The sequence below is a fragment of the Paracoccus sp. Z118 genome (assembly GCF_019061185.1).
Classification (GTDB): Bacteria; Pseudomonadota; Alphaproteobacteria; order Rhodobacterales; family Rhodobacteraceae; genus Paracoccus.
This window is the reverse complement of sequence record NZ_JAHQZU010000002.1, coordinates 139,783-159,013: the sequence shown is the minus strand read 5'-3', so window position 1 is coordinate 159,013 and position 19,231 is coordinate 139,783. Positions and strand designations below refer to the sequence as shown.

The following is a 19,231-nucleotide window of genomic DNA, read 5'->3' as shown; positions in this document are numbered from 1 at the left end:
GCACGGGAACAGGGACAAGGGGCGGGCAGTGATGCGGGATCTTTATCAGGCACAGCGGGCGATGCGGCAGATGCGCCGGGCGGCGCTGGCGCGCGGCGTCATGGCGGTGCTGGATATCGGCACCTCCAAGATGTCCTGCATCGTCCTGCAATTCGACGGCCCCGGCCAGTTCCGCGAAGAGGACGGCGTTGGCCCGATGGCCGGGCAGTCCAACTTCCGCGTGATCGGGGCCGCCACCACCCAGTCGCGGGGAATGCGCTTCGGCGAAATCGAGACGATGGCCGAAACAGAGCGGGCCGTCCGCACGGTCGTCTCGTCGGCGCAGAAGCGGGCCGGGGTGCGGGTCGATCACGTCATCGCCTGCCTCTCGGGCGCGCGGCCCTCGTCCTACGGGCTGGCGGGCGAGGTCACGCTGGAAAGCGGCAAATGCACCGAACACGACATCGGCGCGGTGCTGGCCGCCTGCGACGTGCCCGATTTCGGGCGCGGGCGCGAGGTGCTGCACGCCCAGCCGGTCAACTTCGCCATCGACAGCCGCTCGGGCCTGTCCGATCCGCGCGACCATGTCGGCAACCGCCTCGCGGTGGACATGCATGCGCTGACCATCGACAGCGACGCGGCCGGCAACCTCGTCCACTGCATCCGCCGCTGCGATCTGGAACTCGCCGGGGTCGCCTCGGCCGCCTATGTCGCGGGCCGCGCGGCGCTGGTCGAGGACGAGCAGGAGCTGGGCAGCGCCTGCATCGACATGGGGGGCGGGGTCACGGGCGTTTCGATCTTCGTGCGCAAGCACATGATCTTCGCCGACGCGGTGCGGATGGGCGGTGATCTGGTCACGCAGGACATCTCGCGCGGGCTTCGCGTCTCGGCACAGATGGCCGAATGGCTCAAGACCCGCCACGGCGGGATCGAGGCGACGGGCCGCGACGACCGCGAGATGATCCAGGTGGATGGCGGCCAGGAGACGGGCGACTGGGAGCATGACCGCCGCACCGTCAGCCGCGCCGACCTGATCGGGATCATGCGCCCGCGCGTCGAGGAGATCCTCGACGAGGTCCGCGCGGTGCTGGACGCCGCCGGATTCGACCAGCTTCCCAGCCGCCAGATCGTGCTGACCGGCGGCGGCAGCCAGATTCCGGGGCTGGAGACGCTCGCCGCCCGCATCCTCGGCCAGAATGTCCGCATCGGACGGCCGCTGCGGATCCAGGGGCTGGCGCAGAACATGACGACGCCGGGACATGCGGCGACGGTGGGCCTCGCGCTGTTCGCGGCCCATCCGCAGGACGAATGGTGGGACTTCGAAATGCCGGTATCGAGCCACGGCGCGCGCAGCCTCAAGCGCGCGGTCCGGTGGTTCCGCAACAACTGGTAATCAGCGGGAAGGGGTCGGCGATGCCGATTCCACCAGATGATGAGGCGTGAGCAACATACCGCCGAACGAGGCGGTGCCTTACGCCATATTTTGTGGATAAACGGCGTTTCCAAGGTGACGCTGGGTGCAAATCGGGCTAGGGTTGTGGGGAAGCGGGGATTCGACCGGGCGCCCAGACCCGGCGGAAGCGAAAAAGGGCAACGGCGATGAATCTGAACCTGATGATGACCGATCATGACGAGCTGAAGCCGCGGATCACGGTGTTCGGCGTCGGCGGGGCCGGCGGCAACGCGGTCAACAACATGATCGACAAGCAGCTGGAAGGCGTGACCTTCGTCGTCGCCAACACCGACGCGCAGGCCCTGACCCAGAGCCGCGCCGAAAGCCGCATCCAGCTCGGGCCGAAGGTCTCCGAAGGGTTGGGCGCGGGCGCCAAGCCCTCGATCGGCGCCAAGGCCGCCGAGGAAACGATCGAGGATATCGTCGATCACCTGATGGGCGCGCATATGTGCTTCATCACCTGCGGCATGGGCGGCGGCACCGGCACCGGCGCCGCCCCGATCATCGCCCAGGCCGCGCGCGAGATGGGCATCCTGACCGTCGGCGTCGTGACCAAGCCCTTCCAGTTCGAGGGCGTGAAGCGGATGCGCCAGGCCGACGAGGGGCTGGAGGCGCTGCAGAAGGTCGTCGATACGCTCATCATCATCCCCAACCAGAACCTGTTCCGGCTGGCGAACGAAAAGACCACCTTCACCGAAGCCTTCGTCATGGCCGACGACGTGCTGTATCAGGGCGTCAAGGGCGTGACCGACCTGATGGTCAAGCCGGGCCTCATCAACCTCGACTTCGCGGATGTCCGCTCGGTCATGGACGAGATGGGCAAGGCGATGATGGGCACGGGCGAGGGCACCGGCGACAACCGCGCCGTCGAGGCGGCGGAAAAGGCGATCGCCAACCCGCTGCTGGACGAGATCAGCCTGAACGGCGCCAAGGGCGTGCTGATCAACATCACCGGCGGCTACGACCTGACCCTGTTCGAGATGGACGAGGCGGCCGAGAAGATCCGCGAGAAGGTCGATGCCGACGCCAACATCATCGTCGGCTCGACGCTCGACCCGACGATGGAAGGCGCGATCCGCGTCTCGGTCGTCGCGACCGGCATCGACGCCGCCAAGGCCGAGGAGCCCGTCAACCGCCGCAACCTGCGCGAGCCGCTGACCCAGACCCCGCCGGTCGCCCAGCGGGTCGCCCCCGAGGACGACCTGCCGGTTCCCGCCCGCCGCAGCCCGATCGTGGCCGAGCAGCCCGCCCCGCGTCCCGCCGCCCGGCACGAGCAGGAGGCCGAGCTGCCCGCCCCGGCCTATCGCCCGCGCGAGGCAGAGCCCCGCGCCGAGCAGCCTGCCCCCCGGATGGAGCCTCGGGCGGAGGTCCGTCCCGACCCGCGCCACGATCCCCGGATGGCCGACCGGCTGAACGACCCGGCCGAGGCCTATACCGCGCCGGTCCGCCCCGCAGGTCAGAACCGCCCCGAGGCGCAGGACCGCCTGTCCGGCATCCTGGCCCGCGCCGCCGAGGCCCGCGCCGAGAAGGCCCGCCCGCAGCAGCGCGCCCCCGAGCCGCAGCCCGAAGCGCCGCGCGGCCCCTCGCGCATGGCTGGGCTGGGCCGGATGCTGGAGCGGATGACCCATCAGGGCGAAGCCCCGGCCGCGACCCGCGCCCCGACCGGCTCGATCGCCGAGCGGGTCAACGACCGGATGAACCGCGCCCGCGCGACCGAGGCCGACTTCGACGACCTCGCCTCGCCCGACGCGGCGGATGACAACGTGGAAATCCCCGCCTTCCTGCGCCGGCAGGCGAACTGATCTCCACCACCGGATGAACGATCCGCGACAGGCCGCCCCCACCGGGCGGCCTGTCCGCTTTCAGCGCCGGGCTGCGGGCCGCCGATGCCTCACAGGCGCTTGAGCCATCTGCGATTGTTACAGACCGTCACAAATCGTTAATTGTTGGAATCGCACAGCTTTCCTAAATGAGAGTGCAGGCCGGCATGAGATCGGTCGGACAAGCTGGATTCAAGGCGCGACGAAAATGCAGAAGACATTGGCAAGACCGGTCGAGTTCAAGGGCGTCGGCCTGCACTCCGGTGCGGCGGCGCGCATGGTTCTGCGCCCGGCCCCCGCGGGTCACGGCATCGTCTTCCTGCGCACCGACGTGGACGGCGGCGCCCGCATTCCCGCCCGCTGGGATCTGGTGACGCCCTCGCGGCTCTGCACGCTGCTGGAAGGCAAGGGCGGGGTCACGATCTCGACCATCGAACATATCATGGCCGCGCTCGCCGGCACCGGGGTCCACAACGCCCTGATCGAGCTGGACGGGCCGGAAGTCCCGATTCTCGACGGATCGGCCGCGCCTTTCGTGAACGGCATCCTCGAAGCCGGGTTGCGCGGCCAATCCGCCCCCCTGCGCGCCATCCGCGTGCTGAAGACGGTCGTCGTGCGCGAGGGCGAGTCCTACGCCTGCCTGACCCCCGCCGACCATCTGGAGATGGCCTTCGCCATCGATTTCAGCGACGAGGCGATCGGCGCTCAGAAGAAGGAACTGGACCTCGCCAACGGCGCGTTCGTGCGCGAGCTGATGGACAGCCGCACCTTCTGCCGCCAGTCGGATGTCGAGGCGATGCAGGCCAACGGGCTGGCGCTCGGCGGGACCTATTTCAACGCCGTGGTGGTGGACGGCGACCGGGTGCTTTCGCCCGGCGGCCTGCGCCACGAGGATGAGCCCGTGCGCCACAAGATGCTGGACGCCGTGGGCGATCTGGCGCTGGCCGGGGCACCGCTTCTGGCCCGCTATGTCGGCCACCGCGCCGGTCACGCGCTGACGAACCGGCTGCTGCGGGCGCTGTTCGCGGACCCGGACGCCTGGGAATGGACCACCTGCTCCCCCGATCTGGAGGGGCGCCTGCCGGGCGCGGGCGTGACGGCCCCCGCGCCCGTTCCGCCCCAGCGCGCCGTCGCCTGAATCCCGACGCCGGCGCATGACGATTCGCAAGCTCTCCGGCCCGCGCCCTGCAACGGCGCGGGCCTTGCGCGGTTTGCGCCGCAAGGCCGTGACTTGGCTGGCAAACGTCACGGCTTTGCGCTTTTGCGTGGCCTGTTTTTGTATGCTAGTGACAGCCGAGCCGCGTGGTGCATCATCGCCGGCAAGGGTCCAGCGACAGACGGGTGCGGCATGGCAGGTTTGAAATCGGCAGCACGGCATGGGCTTCTTGCCCTGTCCATTGCGGCGCTGGCGGCCTGCGGGGGTTCCCGCGCGGGCGGCGACGGCGACCGGCCGCCGGTCGAGGACTTCACCGCCGAGCAGATCTACAAGCGCGGCGAATACGAACTGGAAAACAGCCGCGACCCCGAGAACGCGGTCTATTTCTTCAGCGAGATCGAGCGGCTCTACCCCTATTCCGAATGGTCCAAGCGTGCGCTCATCATGCAGGCCTACAGTTACCACCGCGACCGCCAGTATGAGGAGGCGCGGGCCGCCGCGCAGCGCTTCATCGACACCTATCCCGGCGACGAGGACGAGGCTTACGCCAGCTATCTGCTCGCGCTCGGCTATTACGACCAGATCGACGAGGTCGGCCGCGACCAGGGCCTGACCTTCCAGGCGCTGCAGGCGCTGCGCGACGTGATCGAGGGCTATCCCGACACCGAATACGCCCGTTCGGCGATCCTGAAATTCGACCTCGCCTTCGACCATCTGGCCGGCAAGGAAATGGAGATCGGGCGCTACTACCTCAAGCGTGGGAACTACGCTGCCTCGATCAACCGCTTCCGCGTCGTGGTCGAGGACTACCAGACCACCAGCCACACGCCCGAGGCGCTGATGCGTCTGGTCGAGGCATATCTGGCGCTCGGCCTGACCGACGAGGCCCAGACGGCGGGCGCGATCCTCGGCCACAACTTCCAGTCCTCGCCGTTCTATCAGGACGCTTTCGCGCAGCTTCGCGGACGCAACCTGACGGCGACGCCGGAAGGGGACAGCTGGCTGACCGCCGTCTATCGGCAGGTCGTGCGGGGCCAGTGGCTGTAAGCCCCGGCGGGGCAGACGGGGGCGCCTGACATGCTGCGCGCGATGGATGTCCGCGACATGCTGCTGATCGACCGGCTGTCGCTGGATTTCGCGCCGGGGCTGAATGTGCTGACCGGGGAAACCGGCGCGGGCAAGTCGATCCTGCTGGATTGCCTCGGCTTCGTGCTCGGCTGGCGCGGCCGGGCCGAACTGGTCCGCGCGGGCGCGGCACAGGGCGAGGTGACGGCGGTGTTCGACCTGCCGCCCGGCCATCCCGCCCGCGAGGTGCTGACCGAAGCCGGGATCGAGCCCGAGGACGAGCTGATCCTGCGCCGCGTCAACGCCGCCGACGGCCGCAAGACCGGCTGGGTCAACGACCGCCGCGTCTCGGGCGAGGTGCTGCGGGCGCTGTCGGAATCGCTGGTGGAACTGCACGGCCAGCACGACGACCGCGGCCTGCTGAACCCGCGCGGGCACCGCAGCCTGCTGGACGCCTTCGCTGCGATCGACCTCGCCCCCGTCCGCGCCGCATGGACCGCCCGCCGCCGCGCCGCGCAGGCGCTGGCCGAGGCCGAAGCGGCACTGGAAGCCGCCCGCAAGGAAGAGGATTTCCTGCGCCACGCGGTCGCCGAGCTGGACAAGCTGGACCCCCAGCCCGGCGAGGAAGCGCAGCTCGACACCGACCGCCGCCAGATGCAGGGGGCCGAGCGCATCCGCGCCGATGTCCTCCGCGCGCTGTCGATCCTGTCGGGGGAAGGTGCCGAGGGCGCGATGGTCGAGGCGGTGCGCTGGCTCGAGGGCGCGGCGGACAGCGCGGACGGCCGGCTCGACGAGCCGCTGGAGGCGCTGAGCCGCGCGCTCGTGGAACTCGGCGAGGCGACCGGCGGGATCGAGGATGCGCTGTCGGCGATGGCCTTCGATCCCGTCACGCTGGACGCGACCGAGGAGCGGCTGTTCGCGCTGCGGGCGCTGGCCCGCAAGCACGACGTGCTGCCGGATGACCTTGCCACCCTGTCGGCCGAGCTGTCGGCCCGGCTCGCGGCGCTGGACGCGGGGCAGGGGCGGCTGGCCGAGCTGACCCGAGCGGTGGCCGAAGCCGGGGCCGCCTATGATGCAGCCGCAGCCACCGTCACCGCCGCGCGGATCGAGGCGGCGGCGCGGCTGGATCAGGCGATGGCCGCCGAACTCGCGCCGCTGAAGATGGAACGGGCGGTGTTCGAGACGCGCGTGACGCCCGCCGAACCGGGTCCCGAGGGCCGCGACGCGGTGGCCTTCACCGTCGCCACCAACCCCGGCGCCCCCGCCGGCCCGCTGGACCGGATCGCCTCGGGCGGCGAGCTGTCCCGGTTCCTGCTGGCTCTGAAGGTGTGCCTTGCGCGGGGCAGCGACACGCTGGTGATGATCTTCGACGAGATCGACCGGGGCGTCGGCGGCGCGACTGCCGACGCGGTGGGCCGCCGGCTCGCCCGTCTCGCCGAAGGGGCGCAGGTTCTGGTCGTGACCCACTCGCCGCAGGTCGCGGCGCTGGGGAACCGGCATTTCCGCGTGGCGAAGTCGGTCGCGGACGGGATGACGACCTCGCGCGTCGAGGACCTGCCGCAGGCCGAACGCGTCGAGGAGATCGCCCGGATGCTGGCCGGCGAGCAGGTCACGCCCGCCGCCCGAGAGGCCGCACGGGCGCTTCTGTCGGCCTGAGCGCGGTCTTCAGCCTGCACGGCGGCACCGGGCGGCGCGCTTGCATGGGTATTTGAACCAGAAAGAAACCGGCACTTTACCCGCCGGGCGTGGCTTCTTTCTGGTCGAAATACCCTTCGGCCGAACCGCAGGCGCGGCGTTCTCAGCCGTTCCGCCCCCGCGCCGCAAGCCGGGGCAGCATCGCCGAAAAGTCGCGCCCGCGCCCGTCCTCGGCTTCCACGAAGCGCCCGTAAAGGTCGGTCGCAAGCTGTCCCATCGGAGTGTCGGCATCGACCGCCTCGGCGGCCTGCTGCGACAGCCGCAGATCCTTCAGCATCAGCTCGGCCGCGAAGCCCGGCTTGTAGTCGTTGTCGGCGGGCGATTTCGGCCCGACGCCCGGCACCGGGCAATAGGCGTTCGACACCCAGGAATAGCCGGACGAGGTGGACACAACGTCGAACAGCTTCTGCGCGTCCAGATCCAGCTTCTCGGCAAGCGCGAACGCCTCGCAGGTGGCGACCATCACCGCGCCGAGGATCATGTTGTTGCAGATCTTGGCGGCCTGACCGGCACCGGCATCGCCGCAATGCACGGCCTTCTGCCCCATGATGTCGAAGAGGGGCCTGACGGTGGCAAAGGCGTCCTCGCCGCCGCCGACCATGAAGGTCAGCGTCCCCGCGCTCGCCCCGCCGATCCCGCCGGATACCGGCGCGTCCAGCGTCCCCAGCCCCGCCGCATGAGCCTGATCCGCCACCGCGCGGGCGCTTTCCACGTCCACGGTGGAGCAGTCGCACAGCACCGCGCCCCGCTCCATCGCCGCGATCACCTGGGCCGCGACGGACCGCAGGATCTGCCCGTTCGGCAGCATGGTGATGACGACCTCGGCCCCTTTCGCCGCCTCGGCGGCGCTGGTCGCGGGGGTCACCCCCTCCACATCCGGCGCGGCGAGGTCGAAGCCCGTGACCTCGTGCCCCGCAGCCGCGAGATTGCGCGCCATCGGCGCGCCCATGTTGCCCAAGCCGATGAAGCCGATCTTCATGCCGGTTGCTCCCATTCCAGTTCGTGCTGCCCGAGAGGGGCCAGCATCTCGTCAACCTTCGCCGCGCTGGCCGCCGCCGTCCAGTTCGGCTTGCGGTCCTTGTCGATGATCTGCGCCCGCACCCCTTCGAGGAAGTCCGAATGTTCCGTCGCGCGATGGGTGAAGCGGTATTCGCGAGCCAGCGAATCGTGCATCCGCCGGTCGCCCCGCGCCGCCCGCACCATCGCCAGTGTCGCCGCCATGGAAAGCGGCGAGTTGCGGCGGATCGGCTTGAGCGTCTCGTCGTCGCCCGCCTTCTCCAGCGCGGCGACGATCTCCTCGACCGTGCGCCCGCCGAAGGCCGAGAGGTCGCGATCCGCCAGTGCGGAGGCCGGCGCGGGCTGGCCCCTGAGGCGGGAGAGATCCCCCGATTGCGCCAGCATCTCCTTGGCCGCGTCCCACTCAGCCTCCGGCAGGTAAAGGTCGGCGAAGTTCGCGTGGATCGCGTCGCCCGCGCCCATCCGTGCTCCGGTCAGCCCCAGATATTCCCCGATCCGGCCCGGCGCGCGGGCCAGAAGCCAGGTGCCGCCCACGTCGGGGATCAGCCCGATCCCGGATTCCGGCATCGCGACCTGCGTCGTGTCGCCGACCACCCGGTGCCCGGCATGGCCGCCGACGCCGACCCCGCCGCCCATGACGAAGCCCTGCATGAAGGCGACGATGGGCTTGGGATATTCCGCGATGGCCGCGTTCATCCGGTATTCGTCGGCAAAGAACACCTGCCCCACATGGTGATCGCCCGCGCGGCCGGCGTGATAGACGGCGGCGATGTCGCCGCCGGCACAGAAGGCGCGCTCGCCCTCGGCGTCGATGATGACCAGCGAGACCTCGGGGTCGTCCTGCCACTCGTCCAGCGCCCTGTGCAGCGCCAGCGCCATGTCGTGCGTCAGCGCGTTCAGCGCCTGCGGGCGGGTGAAGGTGATCCGGCCCGCGCGCCGGTCCTTGCGGATGTTCAGATCTTCCACGGTCAACCCCGCTCGGCCAGAAGGGAGCGGCCGACGATCAGCCGCATGATCTCGTTCGTGCCTTCGAGGATCTGATGCACGCGCAGGTCGCGCACGATCTTCTCGATCCCGTAATCAGCGAGGTAGCCATATCCGCCATGCAGTTGCAGGCACTGGTTCGCCACGTCGAAGCTGGCGTCGGTCACGTAAAGCTTGGCCATCGCGCAGAACTTGGTGGCGTCGGGCGCCTTGTGGTCCAGCTTCCACGCCGCCTGGCGCAGGAAGATGCGGGCCGATTGCAGCGCGGTTTCCAGCTCGGCCAGCCGGAACTGCAACGCCTGGAACTGATCGAGCGTCTTTCCGAAGGCGCGGCGCTCGCCCATGTAGGCCACCGTCCTGTCCAGCGCCGCCTGCGCGCCGCCGAGCGCGCTGGCGGCGATGTTCAGCCGCCCGCCATCCAGCCCCGCCATCGCATAGGTGAAGCCGCGACCTTCCTCGCCGATCAGGTTCTCGGCCGGGATCGCGCAATCGTCGAACTGCACCTGACTGGTCGGCTGCGCGCGCCAGCCCATCTTGTCCTCCAGCGCGCCGAATGACAGCCCCGGCGAGCCGTCCTCGACCACCACGGTCGAAATCCCCTTGGGCCCGTCCTCGCCCGTGCGGACCATGCAGAGATAGGTGTCCGAATAGCTGCCGCCCGAGATGAACGCCTTGGTCCCGTTCAGCGTCCACCCCTCGTTCGTGCGCTCGGCCCGCGTCCGAAGCGCGGCGGCGTCGGACCCGCTGCCGGGTTCGGTCAGGCAGTAGGAGAACACCTTCTCCATGCTGCACAACGCGGGCAGCCAGCGGGCCTTGTCCTCGGGCTTGCCGAATCTGTCGATCATCCCGCCACACATGTTGTGGATCGACAGGAAGGCCCCCACCGCCGGATCGGCCATCGCCAGCGCCTCGAACACAAGCGTCGCATCCAGCCGCGTCAGCCCCGAGCCGCCATATTCCTCGGCTACATACAGTCCGCCGAAGCCAAGCTCGGCCACGCGGGGCCACAACGCCTTCGGGATCGTGCCCGCCGCCTCCCACTCGCGCGAATGAGGGGCGATATGCTCGGCCCCGAACTCGCGCGCCATGTCGAATATGGCCTGCTGTTCCTCGCTCAAGCCAAAATCCATGCGGCCTCCCCCTCGCATCCGCCTGCGGCCAGAGCATCCGGGTTTGCACGCCACGCGCAAGCCCCGAACGCTCCGGCCCATGATCTTCTGTCCCCAAATATCCTGCGGGGGTCAGGGGGCGCAAAGCCCCCTGTCCGGCAGCGATGTCAGTCCATCGCCTTGAAGTTGAAGGCCGACCCTTCCTTGATCCCCGAGGGCCAGCGGCTCGTCACCGTCTTGGTCCGGGTATAGAAGCGGAAGGCGTCCGGCCCGTGCTGGTTCAGGTCGCCGAAGCCCGACTTCTTCCAGCCGCCGAAGGTGAAATAGGCCAGCGGCACCGGGATCGGCACGTTGATCCCGACCATGCCGATGTTGCAGCGGCTGGCGAAGTCGCGGGCGGCGTCGCCGTCGCGGGTGAAGATCGCGGTGCCGTTGCCGTATTCGTGGTCCATCGCCAGCTTCAGCGCCTCTTCATACGAGGCGGCGCGGACGGTGGTCAGCACCGGTCCGAAGATCTCCTTGCGGTAGATGTCCATGTCGGGCGTCACGCGGTCGAACAGATGCGGGCCGACGAAGAAGCCGTCCTCATAGCCCTGCAGGCTGAAGTCGCGGCCGTCCACGACCAGCTCGGCGCCCTGCTGGATACCGGATTCGACCAGCCGCAGGATGTTCTCCTTGGCGGCGGCGGTCACGACGGGGCCGTAATCCACGTCGTCGCCGGCGGTCCAGGGGCCGACCTTCAGCTTCTCGATCCGCGGCACCAGCTTCTCGATCAGCCGGTCGGCGGTTTCCTCGCCGACGGGAACGGCGACGGACAGGGCCATGCAGCGCTCGCCCGCCGCACCGTAAGCCGCGCCCACCAGCGCATCCGCGGCCTGGTCCATGTCGGCGTCGGGCATGATGATCGCGTGGTTCTTGGCGCCGCCGAAGCACTGGGCGCGCTTGCCGGTCGCGGCGGCACGCTCATAGATATACTGCGCGATCGGGGTCGAGCCGACGAAGCCGACCGCCTGAATGATCTCGCTGTCGAGGATCGCGTCCACCGCTTCCTTGTCGCCATGGACGACCTGCAGCACGCCATCGGGCAGCCCGGCTTCCTTGAACAGCGCCGCGATCATGTTGGGCACGGTCGGGTCACGCTCGGACGGCTTCAGGATCACCGCGTTGCCCGAGGCGAGCGCAGGGCCCAGCTTCCACAGCGGGATCATGGCCGGGAAGTTGAACGGCGTGATCGCGGCGACGACGCCCAGCGGCTGGCGCATCGAATACATGTCGATGCCGGGGCCGGCGCCGTCGATGAACTCGCCCTTCAATTGGTGAGGGGCGCCGATCGAGAACTCGATCACCTCCAGCCCGCGCTGGATGTCGCCCTTGGCGTCGGGGAAGGTCTTGCCGTGCTCGGACGACAGCATCTCGGCCATCTTGTCCATGTCGCGGTTCAGCAGGTCCACCATCCGCATCATCACGCGGGCGCGGCGCTGGGGGTTGGTCGCGCCCCATTTCACCTGCGCCTCGGCTGCGCGGGCGATGGCTTCGTCCATCTCGGCCTTGCTGGCGAGATCGAGCTTGGCCTGCACCTCGCCGGTGGCGGGGTTGAAGACATCGGCGGTGCGGCCCGACTTGCCGGGCTGTTCCTTGCCGTCGATCCAGTGGTGAATGGCGCGCATGGTGTTCCCTTCCTGATTTCAGCTTCGGCAGGAAACTGCCTTGCGGATATGCGCGGGTAAAGCGACGATCCGGCAAAAGCGTTTTGCATCGTTGCAAAGGCGGGTGGATGGACTGGGATGATCTGCGCGTGTTCCTCGCCGTGGCGCGGACGGAAAGCCTGTCCGGGGCCGGCCTCCGGCTGGGGATGAACGCCTCGACCGTGGGGCGGCGAATCGCGCGGCTGGAAACCTCGCTCGGCCGGGTGCTGTTCGCCAAGACGCCGCAGGGCTATGCGCTGACGCCCGAAGGTCAGCGGCTGGTTTCCCCGGCCGAGGCCGCCGAGCGCGCCGCGACCGAGGCGGGTGAGGCGCTCGCCGCGCCCGGCGCGCTGACCGGCCAGCTTCGGATCGGGGCGCCGGACGGCTGCGCGAACTACCTGCTGCCGCAGATCGCCGCGCAGCTCTGCGAGGCGCATCCGGGCTTGGAGGTGCAGATCGTCGCCCTGCCGCGCGTCTTCAACCTGACCCGGCGCGAGGCGGACATGGCCATCGCCGTCAGCCGCCCGGAAACGGGCCGCGCGGTGGTGCAGAAGATCACCGATTACCGCCTGCATCTTGCCGCGCACCGCGATTATCTCGCCCGTCATCCGCCGATCCGCAGCCGCGCCGACCTGCGCGGGCACCGGATGATCGGCTATATCAACGACATGATCTTCGACCGCGAACTGGACTATCTTGCCGAGACCGGAGCGGATGCGGCGATGCTGACCTCGAACTCGGTCAGCGTGCAGATGCAGGCGATCCGGGCCGGGGGCGGGGCGGGCGTCGTCCACGACTTCGCCATTCCGTTCGCGCCGGGCGTCGTGCGGTTGCTCGCGGACGAGGTGTCGCTGACCCGCGCCTTCTGGCTGATCCGGCACGAGGATGACCGCCGCTCCGACCGCCTCACCCGTCTGACGGAGGAGGTGGGGGCGGCCCTGCGCAGAGAGGTCGCGCGACTTGAGACGTTGGCCGCCCGACAGGACACCACCGATTACGAGACGGGCACTTGACGAAACAAAAGTTCGCGTCAAGCTGTGGTTGTGCAACAGTTGAAAAAATGGACCAGCCATGATCGTCAAACAGATCCTCGCGATGAAATCCGGCCCGTCCCAGATCGTCACCGTGAAACCGGACGATCCGGTCTCGCGCGCGGTCGAACTGCTCGCCAGCAAGCGGATCGGGGCGGTGGTCGTGTCGGCGAACGGCGACACGCCTGACGGCATCCTGTCGGAACGCGACATCGTGCGCGAGATGGCGCAGGGCGGCGACGTGATGGCGCGGAAGGTGGGCGAGCTGATGACCCGCAAGGTCAACACCTGCCTCTGCGGCGACGACGCCTTCACGGTGCTGGAGCGGATGACCCAGGGCCGCTTCCGGCACATGCCCGTGGTGGACGACGACGGGAAGATGCTGGGGGTGATCTCCATCGGGGATACGGTCTTCGCGCGGCTGAAGGAACTCGCGTTGGAAAAAGAGGCGCTGACCGGGATGATCATGGGCGTCTGACGGATTGCCGCGGCGCGGCATGACGCTTGCACGGCGCGCGGGATTGTGATGCCACTTCGACCAACACCTCAACAGGGGACAGTCATGCGCATCGGCCTTTATCCCGGCACCTTCGATCCGATCACGCTCGGCCACACGGACATCATCGAGCGGGCGCTGGACCTCGTTGACAGGCTGGTGATCGGCGTCGCCATCAACCGTGACAAGGGGCCGCTCTTCTCGCTGGAGGAGCGGGTGGCGATGGTGCAGGCCGAATGCGATGCGATCACCGCGAAATGCGGCGGAGAGATCCTCGTTCATCCGTTCGAGAACCTGCTGATCGACTGCGCCCGCGATGTCGGCGCGCAGATCATCGTGCGCGGCCTGCGGGCGGTGGCCGATTTCGAATACGAGTTCCAGATGGTCGGCATGAACCGGGCGCTCGATTCCTCGGTCGAGACCGTGTTCCTGATGGCCGACGCCCGCCGTCAGGCGATCGCGTCCAAGCTGGTGAAGGAAATCGCCCGCCTCGGCGGCGACATCAGCAAGTTCGTCACCCCGCCGGTGAAGGGCGCGCTGCAGACGAAATACGGCATCACCGCCCCCGCCGCGAGGGATGCGTGATGACCGCCGGGCTCCGCGAGCCCCTGCCCATTCCCGATCCGACCCGCCCGCCGATGCCGAACCCCCAGCCGGACCCGAATCCCGGTCCCCGGCCGGTCCCGCAGCCCGGCGGCCGCGTCGCCCGCGCGGCGGCGGCGGATGCGCCGCACGAGATCCCAGATCCCGCCATCGTCGGCTTCGACGCAATCCCGGCGGCGCTGGCGGCGGGCTGGCGCGATTTCCGCTGCGCCCCGGCCTTCGGGCTGTTCTTTTCCGCCTTCTACGTCGCCGGCGGGATGGTGCTGGCGGCGTTCGCCCGCGCGTCGGGGCAGGACTGGTGGCTGATTCCCTTCATCCTCGGCTTCCCGCTGATCGCCCCGTTCGCCGCCGTCGGCCTTTACGAGATCAGCCACCGGATCGAGAACGGCCAGCGTAACGCGTGGCGCGAGGTGCTGGGCGTCGTCTTCGCCCAGAAGGACCGGCAGGTTCCGTCCATGGCGATGGCGATCCTGCTGATGTTCATGTTCTGGGTGTTCGTCGCCCACACGATCTTCGCGCTGTTCATGGGGGCGGGGGCGCTGACCAACATCACCACGTCCGCCGAGATGCTGGTGCAGCCGCGCGGGCTGTCCATGCTGGTCATCGGCACGCTGATCGGCGCGGGATTCGCGGCGGTGCTGTTCGCGATGACGGTGGCGGGCCTGCCGCTGATCCTCGACCGCGAGGTGGACTTCATCACCGCCATCATCGCCAGCTTTCAGGCGGTGGCGGCAAACAAGGCGGTGATGCTGGGCTGGGGGCTGGTGATCGTCGCGATCCTGGGGCTGTCGATCCTGCCCTGGTTCCTCGGGCTGTTCATCGGCCTGCCGGTGCTGGGCCACGCGAGTTGGCATATGTATCGCCAGCTTGTCCCTGACTGGGACTGAACGGGTTCGGACTGAAAACGCAAAAGGGCGCCCGTGAGGCGCCCTTGTCGTTTCAGCCGGAGCGGCTTCAGACGTTCGCGTCGGCCTTTTCGGCGGCATAGGACGGCGCGGCGAGTTTCGGCGTCTGGCCATTGCCGAGCGGGTCTTCCTGCCGCTGGACCGAACCTTCGAAATGCGCGCCCGATTCGATGGCGATGGTCTTGTGAACGATGTCGCCTTCGACCCGCGCGGTGGCCGACAGGCGCACCTTGAGCCCGCGCACGCGGCCCACGACGCGGCCGTTGACGATCACCTCCTCGGCCACGATCTCGCCCCGGATGGTGGCGCTTTCGCCCACGGTCAGCTGATGGGCGCGGATGTCGCCTTCGACGGTCCCTTCGATCTGGGCGTCGCCTTCGGTGCGGATGTCGCCCTTGACGGTCAGGTCGGCCGACAGGACCGAAGGTCCGTTGCGGCGCGGCTGGTGGGCGGGCAGGTCGTAGGATGTATCCATCGGGCGGCTGCTTTCCGTATCATAGTTGGTGGTAGGCTGGCTACGAGGGCCAGGCTCGGTCACGCGGGTCTTAGAAAACATTCTCTGCAGCCTTGATGAAACTCATGGGGTTCACGGCCTTTCCGTCCACACGCACCTCGTAGTGCAGATGCGGCCCGGTCGAGCGGCCTGTGTTGCCCATATCACCGATGCGACTATTGCGCATCACCTTTTGCCCGACCTTCACCCGAATCTTGGACAGATGGGCATAGCGCGTTTCGGTCCCCAACTCGTGCTGGACCTTGATGAGATAGCCATAGCCGCTCTGCCAGCCGGCGAAGGTCACGGTGCCGTCGCCCGTCGCGTAGATCGGCGTGCCGACCGGCCCGGCGAGATCGACGCCCGCATGCATCCGGCCCCAGCGCGGACCGTAGCCCGAGGTATAGCGGAAGGCGTTCTTGACCGGCATCGCCAGCGGCAGCTTGCTGACGGCGATGCGGTAGCGGTTCACCTTGTCCAGCGAGACGACGATCTCCTGCGCCCGCGCTTCCGATTCGGAAATGGCGGCGTTGCCGCGGGTCGAATAGCCCATCGGCGTCAGCGGTCCGCCCTGGCCGGAATAGCCGTCCCGAACGGTCGCGAGCAGCTTGTCGCTGTCCACCCCGACCTTGCCCAGCATCTCGTCCAGCGGCTTGACCGACAACTCCACCGCGTCTTCCAGCTGGGCGAAGATCTCGTCGTTGCGGGCGACCATCTGGTCGCGCTCGATGGTGGCGGCCATGGCCACGCGCTCGGCCTCGGCGGCCTTGCTTTCCGCCTCGGCGCTGCGGTCGGCGGCGGATTTCAACTCGTCCGCGAGGATATCCAGCGCGACCTTGAACTCCTCGGACCGTTCGGCCTCCGCCGGGGCATCGGTTTCGTCGGCGGCGATCCGGGCGGTCTCACGGTCGGTCAGCGCATCGTGCAGCGAAGCCTGCACCACACCAAGCCCGGCCTCCAGTTCGCGCCGCTTTTCCTCGGACGCGAGCAGTTGCGACTGCATCTGCGACATCTGATCCACGGCGAGCGCAAAGCGTTCCTGCGCCGCCTTGGCTTCGATCGCGCGCGCGTCGCGTTCGGCGGAGAGGGCGTTCAGCTGCTCCTCGAACGCCGCCTGGGTGCGGCCGGGCTGTTCGGCGGGGGAGCCGGCGGTAACGGCATCGGTGACGAGGATCGAGCCGGCGATGATCGACCAGGCCAGAATCAGCGCGGTTCCCCCCAGGGCGGCCGCCTGCGTCGTCGGGCGAAGCCGGATGAACTGCGACGTCTTGTCGTTGGCCAGAAGCACCCGCCGTTCGGGCAACACGCGTTCGAGGGCGGAGTTCAAGCGGTTCGCAAGGCGTAGCGGCACGTTTCCAACCTTCCACAAGGGCGAGGGCGGGCGGGCCTGGGCAACGGCCGCATCCGGGATGGACCCGAATGACGGCAACTGTAACTTTAAAGCAACTAAGTTTTGGTAAACGCGCTTAAGTTGCGCGAGATATCGCCTGAGGCGGCGAATTCTCGCCGATTGCAGGGAACTTTTCTGCAGCTGCGCTGTTGCGCCCGCTTGACTCGCGCCGGTGGGGCAGAGCCCGAACCGGCGCGGTCCCTTGTATTAGTCAGACGTGGATCGCCCCGTCGCCGCAGGCGAGCGCCGCCTCGCGCACCGCCTCGCTGACGGTGGGGTGAGCGTGGCAGGTCAGCGCCACGTCCTGCGCGGCGGCCCCGAACTCCATCGCGACGCAGATCTCGTGGATCATCTCGCCCGCGCCGGGGCCGATGATGTGGCAGCCGAGGATGCGGTCGGTTTCCGCGTCGGCGATCAGCTTCACGAAGCCTTCGGCCTGCAGCATCGCCTTGGCGCGCGCATTGCCCATCAGGGGGAACTTGCCGACCTTGATCTTGCGCCCCGAGGCTTTCGCCGCCGCCTCGGTCAGGCCGACATTGGCGACCTCGGGGGTGGTGTAGATCACGCCGGGGATCACGTCGTAATTCACGTGGCCGTGCTTGCCGGCGATGATCTCGGCCACTGCCATGCCCTCGTCCTCGGCCTTGTGGGCCAGCATCGGGCCGGGCACCGCGTCGCCGATGGCGTAGATGCCGGGGGCGGAGGTGGCGAAATGGTCGTCGATGGCGATCTGGCCGCGCTCGGTCAGCTTCACGCCCGCCGCGTCCAGCCCCAACCCGTCATGGTAGGGACGGCGGCCGGTGGCGACCAGCACCACCTCTGCCTCGATCCGCTGCTCGTCGCCCTTCTTGGGGGTATAGACGACCGTGGCCTTGCCGTCCGCCGTCTCGACCGAGGAGACCGCCGCGCCGAGCACGAACTTGAAGCCCTGCTTGGTCAGGATGCGCTGGAACTGCTTCTGCACCTCGCCGTCCATGCCGGGGGTGATCGCGTCCAGATATTCGACCACCGTGACCTTGGTGCCGAGCCGATTATAGACCGAGCCGAGCTCCAGCCCGATCACGCCGGCGCCGATCACGACCATCGTTTCGGGGATCTTTCCCAGCGCCAGCGCGCCGGTGGAATCGACCACGACGCCGGCGTCGTTATCGACCTCGACACCCTTCAGCGCCGACGGGACGGAGCCCGAGGCGATGACGATATTCTTCGTCTCGTGAGTCTGGTCGCCGACCTTGACCTTGCCGGGGCCGGCGATCTCGGCCCAGCCCTTGATCCAGTCGATCTTGTTCTTCTTGAACAGGAACTCGATGCCCTTGGTATTCGTGCCGACAGTCTCGTCCTTGTAGGCCCGCATCCGGTCCCAGTCGATGTCCGCATGGGCGTTCATCAGGCCGAGCGTGGCGAAGTTCTCGTGCATCTCATGCGCCATGTGGGACGCGTGCAGCAGGGCCTTGGACGGGATGCAGCCGACATTCAGGCAGGTGCCGCCCAGTGCCTCGCGCCCCTCGACGCAGGCGACTTTCAGCCCCAGCTGCGCGGCGCGGATGGCGCAGACATAGCCGCCGGGCCCGGCGCCGATCACGATCACATCATACATCACATGGTCCTTTGTTCTGGACGCAGGACCGGGGGCTTCGCGCCCCCGGACCCCCGCGGGATATTTGCAGACAGAAGATGGTCACAGGATTGCCGCGGGGATCATGGCCATCGTCGCGGCGAAGCCAACTGCGAAGATCAGCGACCGCCAGGGCGACCAGCCGAGCGCATAGGCCGGGACATAGAGGGTGCGGGCGGCGAGGTAGATCCAGGCGCAGGCGGCGGTGAAGGCGCCGTTCGACTGCGTGAACTCGACCAGCACCACGGCGATGGTGAAGAAGGCCAGCGCCTCGAAGTGGTTGTTCACGGCGCGACGCAGGCGGCTGGTCCGGGGCGAGAATTGCGGCTCGAAGTCGCGGGGGCCGGCGTTCCATTTCGCCAGCCCGTCGCGGTTCATCGACCATCCGGCCAGCGCGATCTGGACCGCCTGGAGGAATGCCGCCAGCGCAAGCGCCAGCAGCTCGGTCGATGGGGGAGTGCTCATGCCGTTTCGACCCAGTGGAACTCGGCCCTGGTGACGCCCGCTTGGCGGGCGAACAGCTCTTCCGCGCCGCCGACATATTCACGGGCGCGGGCTGGGTTCGCCACCTGATAGAGCACCCAGGCCGTGTTCTGCCCTTCGTGCCAGATCTGAAGCACCGTCAGCGAGGCATTGCCGCGATCCTCGGCGTCCGCGTCGAAGGCGGCCTTGAAGCGGGCGTGGTCGGGGAAGTCGTAGCGGGCGAGAAGCTGGTGGGTCATCTGTCCGGTCCTT

At 68.5% G+C, this 19,231-nt stretch carries 18 protein-coding genes; 9 read left to right on the top strand and 9 right to left on the bottom strand.

Annotated features, from left to right (window positions below):
* The first annotated feature begins 31 nt into the window (after nucleotides 1-31).
* The 5 genes from ftsA to recN all read left to right on the top strand — a co-directional run bounded on the left by ftsA (nucleotide 32) and on the right by recN (nucleotide 7,129).
* Nucleotides 32-1,372 carry a cell division protein FtsA gene (gene ftsA / locus KTN05_RS02330; protein WP_217327761.1) on the top strand — a complete coding sequence of 447 codons (1,341 nt, stop codon included), beginning with the start codon at nucleotides 32-34 and terminating at the stop codon, nucleotides 1,370-1,372.
* A gap of 206 nt (nucleotides 1,373-1,578) precedes the next feature.
* Nucleotides 1,579-3,234, top strand: coding sequence for a cell division protein FtsZ (gene ftsZ / locus KTN05_RS02325; RefSeq protein ID WP_217327760.1), 1,656 nt, complete (start codon nucleotides 1,579-1,581; stop codon nucleotides 3,232-3,234).
* Nucleotides 3,235-3,460: 226 nt separating this feature from the next.
* Nucleotides 3,461-4,390 (top strand): UDP-3-O-acyl-N-acetylglucosamine deacetylase, encoded by a 930-nt coding sequence (gene lpxC / locus KTN05_RS02320; protein WP_217327759.1) that lies wholly within the window; start codon nucleotides 3,461-3,463, stop codon nucleotides 4,388-4,390.
* A 210-nt stretch (nucleotides 4,391-4,600) separates the two neighbouring features.
* A complete protein-coding gene (locus KTN05_RS02315) occupies nucleotides 4,601-5,455 on the top strand; it encodes an outer membrane protein assembly factor BamD (RefSeq protein WP_217327758.1) in 855 nt (284 codons plus the stop codon).
* A 30-nt stretch (nucleotides 5,456-5,485) separates the two neighbouring features.
* Nucleotides 5,486-7,129 carry a DNA repair protein RecN gene (recN, locus tag KTN05_RS02310; protein ID WP_217327757.1) on the top strand — a complete coding sequence of 548 codons (1,644 nt, stop codon included), beginning with the start codon at nucleotides 5,486-5,488 and terminating at the stop codon, nucleotides 7,127-7,129.
* Nucleotides 7,130-7,271: 142 nt separating this feature from the next.
* On the opposite strand, the gene mmsB is transcribed toward recN, so the two are convergent.
* The 4 genes from mmsB to KTN05_RS02290 form a co-directional block, all read right to left on the bottom strand.
* Nucleotides 7,272-8,147: a 3-hydroxyisobutyrate dehydrogenase gene (mmsB, locus tag KTN05_RS02305; RefSeq protein ID WP_254367917.1), complete on the bottom strand. Its 876-nt coding sequence runs from the start codon at nucleotides 8,145-8,147 to the stop codon at nucleotides 7,272-7,274.
* Nucleotides 8,144-9,151, bottom strand: coding sequence for an enoyl-CoA hydratase/isomerase family protein (locus KTN05_RS02300; RefSeq protein ID WP_217327882.1), 1,008 nt, complete (start codon nucleotides 9,149-9,151; stop codon nucleotides 8,144-8,146). Before KTN05_RS02300 ends, mmsB begins: the two co-directional genes overlap by 4 nt.
* A 2-nt stretch (nucleotides 9,152-9,153) precedes the next feature.
* Nucleotides 9,154-10,299, bottom strand: coding sequence for an acyl-CoA dehydrogenase family protein (locus tag KTN05_RS02295; RefSeq protein ID WP_217327755.1), 1,146 nt, complete (start codon nucleotides 10,297-10,299; stop codon nucleotides 9,154-9,156).
* A gap of 146 nt (nucleotides 10,300-10,445) precedes the next feature.
* Complete coding sequence (locus tag KTN05_RS02290; RefSeq protein WP_217327754.1) at nucleotides 10,446-11,945, bottom strand: CoA-acylating methylmalonate-semialdehyde dehydrogenase; 1,500 nt, start codon at nucleotides 11,943-11,945, stop codon at nucleotides 10,446-10,448.
* A gap of 107 nt (nucleotides 11,946-12,052) precedes the next feature.
* Between KTN05_RS02290 and KTN05_RS02285 the strand changes: the two genes are divergently transcribed.
* The 4 genes from KTN05_RS02285 to KTN05_RS02270 all read left to right on the top strand — a co-directional run bounded on the left by KTN05_RS02285 (nucleotide 12,053) and on the right by KTN05_RS02270 (nucleotide 14,980).
* A complete protein-coding gene (locus KTN05_RS02285; protein WP_217327753.1) occupies nucleotides 12,053-12,976 on the top strand; it encodes a LysR family transcriptional regulator in 924 nt (307 codons plus the stop codon).
* Between the two features lie 58 nt (nucleotides 12,977-13,034).
* The gene (locus KTN05_RS02280; protein ID WP_217327752.1) at nucleotides 13,035-13,472 is read left to right on the top strand and encodes a CBS domain-containing protein; all 438 of its coding nucleotides are present in this window, start codon (nucleotides 13,035-13,037) and stop codon (nucleotides 13,470-13,472) included.
* Nucleotides 13,473-13,556: 84 nt separating this feature from the next.
* The gene (coaD, locus tag KTN05_RS02275) at nucleotides 13,557-14,075 is read left to right on the top strand and encodes a pantetheine-phosphate adenylyltransferase (RefSeq protein WP_217327751.1); all 519 of its coding nucleotides are present in this window, start codon (nucleotides 13,557-13,559) and stop codon (nucleotides 14,073-14,075) included.
* Nucleotides 14,075-14,980 carry a DUF2189 domain-containing protein gene (locus KTN05_RS02270; RefSeq protein ID WP_217327750.1) on the top strand — a complete coding sequence of 302 codons (906 nt, stop codon included), beginning with the start codon at nucleotides 14,075-14,077 and terminating at the stop codon, nucleotides 14,978-14,980. The genes coaD and KTN05_RS02270 overlap by 1 nt, the downstream gene beginning before the upstream one ends.
* Before the next feature lie 67 nt (nucleotides 14,981-15,047).
* Here the strand turns inward: KTN05_RS02270 and KTN05_RS02265 are convergent, their stop codons facing one another.
* The 5 genes from KTN05_RS02265 to KTN05_RS02245 all read right to left on the bottom strand — a co-directional run bounded on the left by KTN05_RS02265 (nucleotide 15,048) and on the right by KTN05_RS02245 (nucleotide 19,218).
* Nucleotides 15,048-15,554 (bottom strand): polymer-forming cytoskeletal protein, encoded by a 507-nt coding sequence (locus tag KTN05_RS02265; protein ID WP_217327749.1) that lies wholly within the window; start codon nucleotides 15,552-15,554, stop codon nucleotides 15,048-15,050.
* A complete protein-coding gene (locus tag KTN05_RS02260) occupies nucleotides 15,544-16,842 on the bottom strand; it encodes a DUF5930 domain-containing protein (protein WP_217327748.1) in 1,299 nt (432 codons plus the stop codon). Before KTN05_RS02260 ends, KTN05_RS02265 begins: the two co-directional genes overlap by 11 nt.
* A 250-nt stretch (nucleotides 16,843-17,092) precedes the next feature.
* Nucleotides 17,093-18,478, bottom strand: coding sequence for a dihydrolipoyl dehydrogenase (lpdA, locus tag KTN05_RS02255; protein ID WP_217327747.1), 1,386 nt, complete (start codon nucleotides 18,476-18,478; stop codon nucleotides 17,093-17,095).
* An 81-nt stretch (nucleotides 18,479-18,559) separates the two neighbouring features.
* Complete coding sequence (locus KTN05_RS02250; RefSeq protein ID WP_217327746.1) at nucleotides 18,560-18,961, bottom strand: MAPEG family protein; 402 nt, start codon at nucleotides 18,959-18,961, stop codon at nucleotides 18,560-18,562.
* Nucleotides 18,958-19,218, bottom strand: coding sequence for a hypothetical protein (locus KTN05_RS02245; protein ID WP_217327745.1), 261 nt, complete (start codon nucleotides 19,216-19,218; stop codon nucleotides 18,958-18,960). The genes KTN05_RS02250 and KTN05_RS02245 overlap by 4 nt, the downstream gene beginning before the upstream one ends.
* Nucleotides 19,219-19,231: the final 13 nt, after the last annotated feature.